The sequence below is a fragment of the Actinomadura chokoriensis genome, assembly GCF_041463665.1.
In the GTDB taxonomy this organism is placed as follows: Bacteria; Actinomycetota; Actinomycetes; order Streptosporangiales; family Streptosporangiaceae; genus Spirillospora; species Spirillospora chokoriensis_A.
Genome location: NZ_JAXCEJ010000021.1, coordinates 79,584 through 92,381 on the forward strand (window position 1 = coordinate 79,584; position 12,798 = coordinate 92,381).

A 12,798-nucleotide genomic window follows, 5' to 3' on the forward strand; every position below is an offset into this window, starting at 1 on the left:
CCGACCGCGCATGCACTCAGCCGTACAGCTCATCGAACTCGGCACCATCATCCTCGTCCTCGGACTCCTCGGCGCCGCCTCCGTCCGCTTCTCCATCTCCCCCATCCCCCTCTACCTCATCGCCGGCCTCGCCTTCGGCTCCGGCGGCATCCTCCCCCTCACCACCAGCGAGGAATTCGTCGCCATCGGCGCCGAAGTCGGCGTCATCCTCCTGCTGTTCAGCCTCGGCCTCGAATACACCGCCGGCGAACTCGTCGGCACCCTGCGCACCTCCGCACCCACCGGCTTCGCCGACCTCGCCCTCAACGCCGCCCCCGGCGTCGCCGCCGCCCTCCTCCTCGGCTGGGGCCCCATCGCCGCCGTCGCCATGGGCGGCATCACCTACGTCACCTCCTCCGGCATCACCGCCAAAGTCATCGGCGACCTCGGCTGGCTCGGCAACCGCGAAACCCCCGCCCTGCTCTCGGTCCTCGTCTTCGAAGACCTCACCATGGCCGCCTACCTGCCCATCCTCACCACCCTCCTTGCCGGCGCCGGACTCCTCGGCGGCGCCACCGCCCTCGCCATCGCCGCCGCCACCATCACCGTCATCCTCTACATCGCCCTCCGCCACGGAAAACTCGTCGAACGCTTCGTCGCCAGCCCCAGCGAAGAAGTCCTCCTCCTCAAAGTCCTCGGCCTCACCCTCCTCGTCGCCGGCGTCGCCCAGCAACTCCAGGTCTCCGCCGCCGTCGGCGCCTTCCTCGTCGGCATCGCCCTGTCCGGCTCCCTCGCCCACACCGCCCAGAAAGTCCTCGCACCCCTCCGCGACCTCTTCGCCGCCGTCTTCTTCGTCTTCTTCGGCCTCCACACCGACCCCGGCGCCCTGCCCCCCGTCCTCGGCATCGCCGCACTCCTCGCCGCCGCCGGCGTCCTCACCAAGATGGGCACCGGCTGGATCGCCGCCCGCCGCGCCGGCGTCGCCACCACCGGACGCCTGCGCGCCGGCGCCGCCCTCGTCCCCCGCGGCGAATTCAGCATCGTCATCGCCGGCCTCGCCGTCAGCGCCGGAACCAACGCCCGCCTCGGCCCCCTCGCCGCCGCCTACGTCCTCATCCTCGCCGTCGTCGGGCCCGTCCTCGCCCGCGGCACGGAACCCCTCGCCGCCAGACTCCGCTCGCGCCGCGCACAGCGCCGCGCCCCGCAGACCGACGACGACGTGCCGCTCCTCCCCAAACCCGCCCACACCGGCGACACCGATTCCGTTCCCACCATCACCTGACCGCCGAACGAGCACCCGGCAGACAGCACACGGCGGACGTCACACGGCGGACGGCTGGCACCCCGGACACCAGAACAGGTTCCGGGACGCCACCTCCGCCACCGCGACCGGCGTCCCGCAGAGCAGGCACGCCTGCCCCGCACGCCGGTACACGTACACCTCACCACCATGATCGTCCACCCGCGGCGAACGCCCCATCGCCTCCGGCGTGTGCTCCGGACGCACCGTATCGATCCGCCCCACCCGCACACCCTCCGCCATCAGCAGCACCAGATCGTCCCAGATCGCCGCCCACTGCCCCGCCGTCAGCCGCCGCCCCGGCAACCGCGGATCGATCCCCTGCCGGAACAGCACCTCCGCCCGGTAGATGTTCCCCGGCCCCGCCACCACCGACTGATCCATCAACAGCACCGCGATCGGCGTCCGCGCCCGGCTGATCCGCCGCCACGCCACCTCCGGATCGGCGTCCGCCCGCAGCGGATCCGGCCCCAGCCGGTCACGCAGCAGCTTCACCTCACCCGGCTCGAGCACCTCGCACGTGTTGGGACCCCGCAGATCCGCGAAATGCTCCCCGCCCGCCAACCGCAACCGCACCAGACCCACCGGCGCCGGCGCCGGCAGCGCCCCGAACCCGAACTTGCCGTAGATCCCCAGATGGACGTGCAACGTCAGGTCATCGTCGAACCCGAGCAGCAGATGCTTGCCATGCGCGTCCGCCTCCACCAGCACCCGCCCGTCCAACCGCAGCGCCCCCTCCGCGAAACGCCCCTGCGGGCTCGTGGCGGCGACGGCGAGACCGCCGAACATCCGCTGATGCTCGGCGGCCAGGCGATGAATCGTGTGTCCCTCGGGCATGGCCCGGAGCATAGTCCCGCCGCTACCGCAGCGGCTTCCCGATCTCCCGCATGTGACCAAGAGCCTGCCGGTACGACGCGACCAGCCCCGTCTCGGTGTAGCGCACGCCCACCGCCGCGCAGTGCTCCATCACCAGCGGTCTCACCCGCCGCAGGCTGCACCGCGGTATACCCGGGAACAGGTGATGCTCGATCTGGTAGTTCAGCCCGCCCATCAGCCAGTCGGTGACCACCCCGCCCCGCACGTTCCGCGACGTCAGCACCTGCCGGCGCAGATGCCCCCACCGCTCCCCCGGCCCCGGCATTGCCATCCCCTTGTGGTTCGGCGCGAACACCGCACCCAGATGCACACCGAACAGCGCGTGCTGAACCGCGATCAACGCCACCGCCTGCCCCACCGGGAGCAGCGTGAACGCCAACGCCAGATACCCCACCACGTGCGCCAGCAGCAACCCGCCCTCGACCAGCCGGTCACGCCGCGACCGGCCCCGCAGGAACAGCACGCTCCCCACCTTGAGGTTGACGCCCTCCAGCGTCAGCAGCGGGAAGAACAGCGCCGCCTGATGCCGCGCCACCCAGCGCAGCACGCCCCGCTTCCGCCCGGCCTGCTCCCGCGTCCACGCCAGCACGCCCTCCCCCACGTCCGGATCCTTGTCCACATGGTTCGGACTCGCGTGATGCCGGTTGTGCTTGTCGCTCCACCACCCATGCCCCATCCCGAGCAGCAGATTGCCCAGCAGCAGCCCGAGCCACCGGTTCCCCCGGGCACTCCGCGCGATCTGCCGGTGACCCGCGTCATGCCCGAGGAACGCCGTCCGCGCCGCCAGGACGGCGAGGGGAACGCCCAGCAGGACCGTCCACCAGCCGTCGCCCGCCCACGCGACCGCGGCCCACACCGCGGCGGTCGCGGCCAGGTTCAGCCCGATCGCCCGCGCGTAGTACCCGCGGCGGCGCTCCAGCAGCCCGCTCTCGCGGACCCGCCGCGCCAGCGGCGCGAAGTCGCTGCCGGAAGAACGCCCCGACGCTGCAGGCGAAACAGAGGGGGCGGACGGGGCGTGCAGGGTCGCGGGCATGGAGCCTCCATGGCGAGCAGAGGGAAACGACGAAACGACTACTCGAAAGCTACGGAGCTTAAGACCGGATGGTCGCCACGCTGCGGAGCCAACCCCGCTCTAGCTCGCAGGTCCCGGGTCCCCGCCGCCCCGGCCGGCGCATCACACCTCTCAGCCCACCGGAACGAGACCACCGCGACAGGGCCCTGCGTGGGAGAGCAGGAGCCACCGCCCTGTAAGGTCATAAGTCATGGACGATGGCACGCGGTGGATCGAATTGGACGGTGCGGTCAACGCCCGAGACCTCGGTGGGCTCCCCACCGCCGACGGCCGGACCACCCGGCGGGGGCGCGTGCTCCGCTCCGACAATCTTCAGGATCTCTCGGTCTCCGACGTCCGCCTCCTCCTCGACGACTACGCGCTGAAGAACGTCATCGACCTGCGCAGCGACGCCGAGGTGCGCCTCGAAGGCCCCGGCCCCCTCGCACGCACCCCGTCCGTGACCGTCCACCAGCTGTCGCTGTTCCCCGAAGGCGGCCGCCACACCGACGTCGCCGCGGACGTGGCCGCCGACGTCGACAAGGCGCTCCCCTGGCAGGACCGTTCCACCGGCCACTACCTCGGCTATCTCACCGACCGCGGCGACTCCATCGTCGCGGCCCTGCGCGTCATGACCCGCACCGACGGTTCGTCACTGGTCCACTGCGCGGCCGGCAAGGACCGCACGGGCGTCGTCTGCGCCCTCGCCCTGGACGTCGTCGGCGTCACCCGCGAGGCCATCGTCGCCGACTACGCCCAGACCGGCGAACGCCTGGAGGCCATCCTGCGCCGGCTGCGCGCCAGCGACACCTATGCCGCCGACCTCGACTCCCGTCCCCCCGACACCCACCGGCCCCACGCCGCGCTGATGGAGAAACTCCTCGCGCGGGTCGACGAGCAGTTCGGCGGGACGCTCGGCTGGCTGTCCGGCCATGGCTGGACGCCCGAGGACTCCGACGCCCTGCGCGAGCGTTTCCTCTCCGCCTGAGCCCTTCAGCTTGGCTGAAGGTTGTTGGTTGTTCGAGGGGTGGGTAGTGCTCAAACCCACCGCCTTTACGTTGTAAATTGAAAGCTGAAGTACAACGTGCCGGAGCCCGGCGCTTGCCGGTTCAGGTCAGGGTCGCGCGGACGGCCGCCTGCGCGGCCTTGCGGATGTCGGCGTGCAGGGACGCGTTCGCCTCCCTGTCGGTGCGGGCCTCGATGATCCGCAGCCCCTCCCCCGCCATCGCCTTCGGCAGGTCGCCCGCGGCCTCGAGCCGCCGGTACGGGACGCCGTGCGCGGCGGCGACCGTCTCCACGTCCACCCGGTGCGGAGTGCCGAAGACCCGCTCGAACGGGCCGTGCAGCGCCGCCTGCGGCAGCAGCGAGAAGATCCCGCCGCCCTGGTTGTTCACCACCACGATCGCCAGGTCGGGACGCCGGTCGTACGGGCCGACGATCAGCCCGTTCTGGTCGTGCAGGAAGGCAAGGTCGCCGAGCAGGGCGTAGGAGCGGCCGCTGTGCGCCAGGGCGGCGCCCATCGCCGTCGAGATCAGGCCGTCGATGCCGCTCGCGCCCCGGTTCGCCATGATCCGGATGCCGCGACGCGGGCGCATCACCTGGTCCAGGTCCCGGATCGGCATGCTCGCCGCGGCGAACAGCAACGACCCGCCCGGCAGCCCGGCGACCAGGTCACGGGCCAGCCGCGGCTCGCTCACCTCCGGCACCGCGTCCAGCACGGCGTCGACCGCCGCCGCGGCCGCCAGGTCCGCGGACCGCCACGATTTCAGCCACGCGTCGTCGCCCGACACCACCGGGATCTCCACCTCGGGAGCCACCTGCGTCGCCGACCGGACGGGGTCGGGCCAGTGCGCCAGATCCGGCGCCAGCACGATGTGCTCTTCCGCGCGGCGCAGCAGCGACAGCAGCGGGCGCGACAGCCCCGGCTTGCCCAGCGTCACCACCACCTCGGGACGGTGCCGCTCCACGAACTCCGGGACGCCCAGCAGGAAATGGTGCGACGACAGGGCGTGGTCGCCGTAGCGGGCGTTGCCGTTCGGCTCGGCGAGCACGGGCCAGCCGGCCATCGACGCCGCCGCCACGTACCGCTTGACGTTCGTGGCCCCGTCCCCGACCACGAGGACGCCGCGGCGGGTCGGCGGGACGTGCAGCACCGACCCGGGCGTCGCCGGGCGCACCTTCGTCCACGCGCCCGTCGCGTCCCCGTCCAGGGGCTCGCACCAGGTCTCGTCGCCGTCCGGGATCAGCGGCTCGCGGAACGCCGCGTTCAGGTGCACCGGCCCCGGCGAGGGCGCCCGCGCCGCCCCCCACGCCCGGCTGATCAGCGACCGCCAGTACGCCACCATGCCGGGACGGTTCTCCGGAACGCCGACCTCGGTGCTCCACCGCACCGCCGTCCCGTACAGCTTCACCTGGTCGATCGTCTGGTTCGCGCCGGTGTCGCGCAGCTCCGGCGGACGGTCGGCGGTCAGCACGATCAGCGGGACGCCCGACTCGTGCGCCTCGATCACCGCCGGATGGAAGTTCGCCGCCGCCGTCCCCGACGTGCACACCAGCGCCACCGGGCGGCCCGACCGCTTCGCCAGGCCGAGCCCGAGGAACGACGCCGACCGCTCGTCGATCCGCACGTGCAGCCGGACCCGCCCCGCCTCCTCGGCGGCGTGCAGCGCCAGCGCCAGCGGCGCCGACCGGGACCCCGGCGCCAGCACCGCGTCGGTCATCCCGCAGCGCACCAGCTCGTCGACCAGGACGGTCGCCAGCGCGGTCGCCGGGTTCACGGCGCCACCCCGATCACCGCCGGGCCGCCCAGCCGCTCCTGCGCGGCGATGGCCCGGCCCCGCCACCCGCCGGCGTCCGGCGCCTCCCAGCGGCGCAGCGCCTCCTCGTCCACCGCGGGCCGCCGCACCTCGATCTCGCCCGCCACCGGACGCAGCGGATCATGGACGACGTCGCCCTCCAGCAGCGACAGCGTCCCCAGCCCGCACGCGTACCGCAGCTCCGGCAGCGCGGCGGCCAGCGCCACCCCTGCGGCCAGCCCCACCGACGTCTCCACCGCGCTCGACACCACCACCGGCAGCCCGCACGCCTCCGCGACCCGCAGCGCCGCCGCGACCCCGCCGAGCGGCTGCACCTTCAGCACCGCCACGTCGGCGGCGCCGGCGGCCCGCACCTTCAGCGGATCCTCCGCGCGGCGGATCGACTCGTCCGCCGCGATCGGCACGTCCACCCGCAGCCGCACCCGCGCCAGCTCCTCCAGCGTCGCGCAGGGCTGCTCGGCGTACTCCAGCTCCCAGCGGTCCAGCGACCGGATCATCCGGGCCGCGTGGTCGACGTCCCAGCCGCCGTTCACGTCGATCCGCACACGACCGTCCGGCCCGATCGCGTCGCGGACGGCCTCGACCCGCGCCATGTCGTCGGCGTCGCTCTGCCCGCGCTCGGCGACCTTCACCTTCGCGGTGCGGCAGCCGGACTCCTTGGTCATCGCGAACGCCCGCTCCGGGCCGACCGCCGGGATCGTCACGTTCACCGGGATCCGGTCGCGGACGGGCTCGGGCCAGCCGTCGCGAGCGGCCTCCCGGGCGGCCGCCAGCCAGCGGGCGCACTCGGCCGGACCGTACTCGGCGAACGGCGAGAACTCCCCCCATCCGGCGGTGCCCTGGATCAGGACGCCCTCCCGCCGCGTCACACCGCGGAACCGCGTCCGCATCGGGATGGAGTAGACCCGCACCCGCTGACCCCCTGACCTGCCCGCCTAATCACGGTATTCCGGACGACACCGTGCCTTGGGTCCATTAGTAGTACCACGGGAAACGCGACCAATCGGGGTCGCGCTTCTCCAGGAACGAGTCCCGCCCCTCGGCGGCCTCGTCGGTGCCGTAGGCGAGGCGCGTCGCCTCGCCCGCGAACACCTGCTGCCCGACGAGCCCGTCGTCGATCAGGTTGAACGCGTATTTCAGCATCCGCTGCGCGGTGGGGCTCTTGCCGTTGACCTTCCGCGCCCACTCCAGCGCCGTCGCCTCCAGCTCGGCGTGCGGGACGACGGCGTTGACCATGCCCATCCGGTGCGCGGCCTCGGCGTCGTAGGCGTCGCCGAGGAAGAAGATCTCCCGGGCGAACTTCTGCCCGACCTGCCGCGCCAGGTACGCCGACCCGAACCCGCCGTCGAAGCTCGCCACGTCCGCGTCGGTCTGCTTGAAGCGGGCGTGCTCCCGGCTCGCGATCGTGAGATCGCACACCACGTGCAGGCTGTGCCCACCGCCCGCGGCCCAGCCCGGCACCACGCAGATGACGACCTTGCCCATCATCCGGATCAGCCGCTGCACCTCCAGGATGTGCAGCCGTCCGGCCCGCGCCGGGTCGATCGTCTCCGACGTCTCGCCCTCGGCGTACTTGTAGCCGTCCTTGCCGCGGATGCGCTGGTCGCCGCCCGAGCAGAACGCCCGGACGCCGTCCCTCGGCGACGGCCCGTTCCCGGTCAGGAGCACGCACCCGATGTCGCTGGACATCCGCGCGTGGTCCAGCGCCCGGTACAGCTCGTCCACCGTGTGGGGACGGAACGCGTTGCGCACCTCCGGGCGGTTGAACGCGATCCGCACCGTGCCCTGGTCGACGGCGCGGTGGTAGGTGATGTCGGTGAAGCCGAACCCCTCGATCTCTTTCCAGGCGTCCGCGTCGAACAGCTCCGAGACCATGTGTTCCTCTCCCTGAAGCGACCGCGTCGGCCGGGTCGCGGGCGGTCGTGACCCATTCAACCGCTCCCGTGTTTGAACGCGTTCAGCGGGGTCGTCTAGGCTGATGAGATCATGGATCGCCCACTGCACGCCGTCGTCCTGCCGCCCGGCCCCCGCCTGCTGCGGGCTCTGGCGGACGCCCTCGACGGCGGCCCCGCGATCTGCCCGCTCTCCCCCGATCTGCCGGAACCGGCCCTCCGGGATCTGCTGGACGCGCTGGCCCCCGACGCGGTCGAGACGCCGGACGGCATCGTCCCGCACTCCCCCCGCGAGGGGCACGCGCCCGTCGGCGCCGGCACCGCCGTGCTCATCGCCACCTCCGGCTCCACCGGCGCGCCCAAGTTCGTCGAACTGTCCGCCGGCGCGCTGCGGCATTCCGCCGCCGGCACCCTGGCGCGCATCGAGGCCGCGCCCGGCGACCGTTGGCTGTGCTGCCTGCCCACCAGCCACATCTCCGGCGTCCAGGTCCTCGTCCGCTCCCTCGTCGCCGGAACCCGCCCGGTCATCGCGCCGCGCTTCGACGCCGCGGCGGTCGCGGAGGCGGACGGCTTCCACGTCTCGCTCGTCCCGACGCAGCTGCGCCGCCTGCTGGACGAGGGCGCCGACCTGTCGCGGCTCGGCGCCGTCGTCCTCGGCGGCGCAGCCGCCGCGCCCGGCCTGCTCGCCGAGGCCCGCGACCGCGGCGCGCGCGTGTTCACCACCTACGGCATGAGCGAGACGTGCGGCGGCTGCGTCTACGACGGGACGCCGCTGCCCGGCATGCGGGTCGCACTCGGCGACGGCGGCCGGATCCGCCTGGCCGGCCCCTCCTTGTTCACCGGGTACCGACTGCGGCCCGAGCTGACCGCCGGGGCCAGGGACGGCGGCTGGTTCGTCACCCAGGACCTCGGCGTCGTCGAGGACGGCCGGCTCCGGGTCCGCGGCCGGCTCGACGACGTGATCAACACCGGCGGGGAGAAGGTCGTGGCCGGCGAGGTCGCCGCCGCGCTGTCGCGGCACCCGGCGGTCCGCGACGTCGTCGTGGTCGGACGGCCCGATCCCGAGTGGGGCGAACGCGTCACCGCCGTCGTCGTCCCCGCGGCCTCCGCCGCACCGGAGCTGCCGGACCTGCGCGCCTTCGTCCGCGAGACGATGCCCGCCTACGCGGCCCCCCGCGAGCTGGAGCTGGTGGAGGCCATCCCGCTGCTGGCCTCCGGGAAACCCGACCGTGCCCGCCTGCGCTCCGCGGCGCGCTGATGTCTGTGCTCTTCGTCACGCTGCTCTGGCCGGGCACCTTTACGCAGTAAGGTCGGGTCGGGACACTCCAGAGGTATGAAACGGTCCATTGCGGGCACCAGGGTCTTCTGGATCGTTCCTCCGCGATCCCCCGGGCGGGCCGCCCGTCCAACGGCGCCGGGAACAATGACCCGACCGTGCGACGTTCCGTTAAGTGCGTGCGCCAACAGCGAACACAATCCGCGCCGCAGTCACACACCGAAGGGAGGGGGGTGTCCCCATGCCGCGAAGCGCCGTCGAGACCCCGCTCACGGAGGCGGCGGGCCCCGCGCTCAACGAGCTCCTGGAGCGCGGCCGTGCCCAAGGGCGCCTCTCGCTCGACGAGGTGCGGGGGGCCTTCGAGAGCGCCGGGCTCAGCCCGGCCCAAGGCCGTTCCATCCTGCGCGAGCTCTCCGAGGCCGGCATCCGCCTGGCCGGCGAATCCGACACCGTCCGCAAGATGGCCGCGGCCGCCGACCACGACGGCGGCGAGACCGCCCAGGCGACGGCCCGTCCCGCCAGGAAGCGTGCCTCCCGCAAGCCGGCGGGCAAGGCCTCCGGCGAGGCCGCGACGCCCGCCGCGGACGCGTCCGCGGACGACGAGTTCGAGGTCACCGAGGTCGAGGCCGCCGAGACCCCGGCGGACCTGGACGACCAGTCGACCGCCATGGGCGACTCCGTCCACACCTACCTCAAGGCCATCGGACGCCGGCAGCTGCTCACCGCCGAGCAGGAGGTCGACCTCGCCAAGCGCATCGAGGCCGGGCTGTACGCCGAGCACAAGCTGGAGACCGCGAACCTCTCCCCCCGCATGCGCGCCGACTTGGAATGGGTCGCCGCCGACGGCCGCCGGGCCAAGGCCCACATGCTCGAGGCCAACCTCCGGCTCGTGGTGTCGGTCGCCAAGAAGTACTCCGACCGCGGCCTGTCGCTCCTGGACGTCGTCCAGGAGGGCAACCTCGGCCTGATCCGCGCCGTGGAGAAGTTCGACTACTCCAAGGGCTACAAGTTCTCCACGTACGCGATGTGGTGGATCCGCCAGGCCATACAGCGCGGCTTCGCCGACTCGGCCCGCACGATCCGGCTGCCCGTGCACGTGCTGGAGATGCTCAGCAAGCTGAGCCGCGTCGAGCGGGACATGCACCAGCGCCTCGGCCGCGAGCCCACCCCGGAGGAGCTGGCCGTCGAGCTGGACAAGAGCCCCGAGCAGGTCCGCGAGCTGCTGCGCACCAGCCGCCAGCCGATCAGCCTCGACTCCACCATCGGCGAGGACGGCGAGACCCGCATCGGCGACCTCATCGAGGACACCGACAGCCCCGAGGCGTCCGAGCTGGTCGACCGCCAGCTGATGGCCGACCAGCTGCGCCGCACCCTCGACATCCTGTCCCCGCGCGAAGCCAAGATCATGGCGATGCGGTTCGGGCTGTACGACGGGACGCCGCGCACCCTGGACGAGATCGGCAAGGCCCTCGGGCTGACCCGCGAGCGGATCCGCCAGCTGGAGAAGGAGTCGCTGTCCAAGCTGCGGCACCCCAGCAACGCCCGCCCGCTGCTGGACTTCGCCGTCTGATCCGTCCCGCACGGAGAAAGGCCCGCCCGACCGTCACGGTCGGGCGGGCCTTTCTCCGTCGCGCCTCGGTCGCGGCGGAGAAGTCGCCGGGCGTCAGTCGGCGCGGCGGAACTCCATGATGGCCACCGCCATCAGGCCGAACCCCATCCCCAGGATGATGACGATCTCCAGCCAGATCGGCACCGTCCAGCCGCCCCACGTGACGCCCGGGTCGAACGTGCGCAGCAACCGCGGCGGGACGTCCAGGTGCGAGAACACGACGTGCCGCATCGGGTCGACCGCGTAGGTGAGCGGATTGAACCGGGTCAGGACGCTCAGCCACGTCGGCAGTCCGTTCAGGGGGTACAGGGCGCCCGACAGGAACATCATCGGCATCATCGCCATCTGCATGAGGCCGAAGAACGCCTGCATCTGGGTGATCCGCGCCGCCATCATCACCCCGAACCCCGTCAGCGCGAACGCCCCGATGAACATCAGGCCGATCAACTGCAGCATCAGCATCGGGTTGTAAGGGACACCGGCGAGGGGCGCGAGCATCACGATCACCACGCCCTGCAGGGTCGCCACGAGCGCGCCGCCGATGCACTTGCCGATCACGAGGGCGCTGCGGCTCACGGGCGCCACGAGCATCTCGCGCAGGAACCCGAACTCCCGGTCCCACACGATCGACCCGGCGGAGAACATCGCGGTGAACATCACCGACATCGCGCACACGCCGGGATAGATGAACGTCTTCAGGTCGACGCTCCCGGCCGAGCCCCCGCCGCTGGTCACCAGGTTGGACAGGCCGGTGCCCATGACCAGCAGCCACAGCACCGGCTGGACCAGACCGGACACCATCCGCAGCTTGTCCCGCCAGAACCGGATCAGCTCCCGGTGCAGGACGATCTTCACGGCGCGCAGGTCCCGCCGCAGACCGCGCTCGGGCACCCGTACCCGGACGACCTCGGCGGCCGCGGCCTCCTCCTTCTCCGCCGTCCGCACCATCCTCACCTCCTCATCGCCCGCATGGCGACGCGCATCCGGTCGCTCCCCGAGGCCTCGGCGTCCCGGATCGTGGAACCGGTGAAGGACATGAACACGTCGTCCAGCGACGGGCGCGCCACGTTCACCGACCGGATCGGGACGCCCAGCTCGGCGAACAGCCGCGGCACGAACGCCTCGCCGGAGGCGACCGAGAACGTCACGGCGCCCTCCGAGACGACGGCCGCCAGGTCGAACCGGTCCTTGATCGCGGCGATGGCGGCCTCGTCGTCGTCGGTCTGGATCCGGATCCGGTCCTTGCCGACGCCGGCCTTGAGCGCCTCGGGCGTGTCGAGCGCGACGATCCGCCCCGAGTCCATGATCGCGATGCGCTCGCAGAACTCGGCCTCGTCCATGTAGTGCGTCGTCATGAAGATCGTGATCTCCTCCGCCGCCTGCAGCTGGCGGATGTACTCCCAGATCGACGCGCGGGTCTGCGGGTCCAGGCCGACGGTCGGCTCGTCCAGGAACAGCACCCGCGGCGAGTGCAGCAGACCGCGCGCGATCTCCAGCCGGCGCTTCATGCCGCCGGAGAAGGTCTGCACGAGGTCGCGGCGCCGGTCCCACAGATTGACCATCTCCAGCACCTGCCGGATGCGGTCGCCCGTCACCGAGCGCGGCACCCCGTACAGCTCGGCGTGGAAGCGCAGGTTCTGCTCCCCCGACAGGTAGCCGTCGAGCGTCGGATCCTGGAACACGAGCCCGATGTTGCGGCGCACGCTGTCGCGCTCGGCGACCACGTCGTGCCCCGCGACCCGCGCGCTGCCCGCGGTGGGGCGCAGCAGCGTGCAGAGCATGTTGATCGTCGTGGACTTGCCCGCGCCGTTCGGGCCGAGGAAACCGAAGATCTCCCCCGGCCGCACGGTGAAGTCGATCCCCCGCACGGCCTCCACGTCGCCGAACCTCTTGATCAGGCCGTCGACCTCGACGGCGGGTCCCCCGTCCGGCATCGGGCCTCCCTCCGCATGGAGTACACACCCATATTTTGGGCCATGCAACGGTAGGAGTACCCTAT

At 72.3% G+C, this 12,798-nt stretch carries 11 protein-coding genes; 4 read left to right on the top strand and 7 right to left on the bottom strand.

The window, feature by feature from the left end; genetic code table 11:
- The first annotated feature begins 10 nt into the window (after window positions 1-10).
- A complete protein-coding gene (locus tag SM418_RS28150) occupies window positions 11-1,261 on the top strand; it encodes a cation:proton antiporter (RefSeq protein ID WP_371944058.1) in 1,251 nt (416 codons plus the stop codon).
- A gap of 39 nt (window positions 1,262-1,300) precedes the next feature.
- On the opposite strand, the gene SM418_RS28155 is transcribed toward SM418_RS28150, so the two are convergent.
- Entirely contained in the window at window positions 1,301-2,116 is an 816-nt protein-coding gene (locus tag SM418_RS28155) for an Fpg/Nei family DNA glycosylase (protein ID WP_371944057.1), read from the bottom strand.
- A 22-nt stretch (window positions 2,117-2,138) separates the two neighbouring features.
- On the bottom strand, window positions 2,139-3,188 hold the full coding sequence (locus SM418_RS28160) for a fatty acid desaturase family protein (RefSeq protein WP_371944056.1): 1,050 nt from the start codon (window positions 3,186-3,188) through the stop codon (window positions 2,139-2,141).
- Between the two features lie 229 nt (window positions 3,189-3,417).
- Between SM418_RS28160 and SM418_RS28165 the strand changes: the two genes are divergently transcribed.
- Complete coding sequence (locus SM418_RS28165; protein WP_371944055.1) at window positions 3,418-4,194, top strand: tyrosine-protein phosphatase; 777 nt, start codon at window positions 3,418-3,420, stop codon at window positions 4,192-4,194.
- 121 nt (window positions 4,195-4,315) lie between these two features.
- On the opposite strand, the gene menD is transcribed toward SM418_RS28165, so the two are convergent.
- The 3 genes from menD to SM418_RS28180 form a co-directional block, all read right to left on the bottom strand.
- Window positions 4,316-5,983, bottom strand: a complete 1,668-nt coding sequence (menD, locus tag SM418_RS28170) for a 2-succinyl-5-enolpyruvyl-6-hydroxy-3-cyclohexene-1-carboxylic-acid synthase (RefSeq protein ID WP_371944054.1) — start codon at window positions 5,981-5,983, stop codon at window positions 4,316-4,318.
- Window positions 5,980-6,933 carry an o-succinylbenzoate synthase gene (locus SM418_RS28175; RefSeq protein ID WP_371944053.1) on the bottom strand — a complete coding sequence of 318 codons (954 nt, stop codon included), beginning with the start codon at window positions 6,931-6,933 and terminating at the stop codon, window positions 5,980-5,982. The genes menD and SM418_RS28175 overlap by 4 nt, the downstream gene beginning before the upstream one ends.
- Before the next feature lie 64 nt (window positions 6,934-6,997).
- Complete coding sequence (locus tag SM418_RS28180) at window positions 6,998-7,897, bottom strand: 1,4-dihydroxy-2-naphthoyl-CoA synthase (protein WP_371944052.1); 900 nt, start codon at window positions 7,895-7,897, stop codon at window positions 6,998-7,000.
- A 111-nt stretch (window positions 7,898-8,008) separates the two neighbouring features.
- Here SM418_RS28180 and SM418_RS28185 point away from each other — a divergent pair, with 111 nt between their 5' ends.
- Entirely contained in the window at window positions 8,009-9,172 is a 1,164-nt protein-coding gene (locus SM418_RS28185) for an AMP-binding protein (protein ID WP_371944051.1), read from the top strand.
- A 259-nt stretch (window positions 9,173-9,431) separates the two neighbouring features.
- On the top strand, window positions 9,432-10,760 hold the full coding sequence (locus SM418_RS28190; RefSeq protein ID WP_371944050.1) for an RNA polymerase sigma factor: 1,329 nt from the start codon (window positions 9,432-9,434) through the stop codon (window positions 10,758-10,760).
- A 93-nt stretch (window positions 10,761-10,853) separates the two neighbouring features.
- Here the strand turns inward: SM418_RS28190 and SM418_RS28195 are convergent, their stop codons facing one another.
- A complete protein-coding gene (locus tag SM418_RS28195) occupies window positions 10,854-11,747 on the bottom strand; it encodes an ABC transporter permease (protein WP_371944049.1) in 894 nt (297 codons plus the stop codon).
- A 2-nt stretch (window positions 11,748-11,749) separates the two neighbouring features.
- Window positions 11,750-12,733 (bottom strand): ATP-binding cassette domain-containing protein, encoded by a 984-nt coding sequence (locus SM418_RS28200; protein ID WP_371944048.1) that lies wholly within the window; start codon window positions 12,731-12,733, stop codon window positions 11,750-11,752.
- Window positions 12,734-12,798 lie beyond the last annotated feature (65 nt).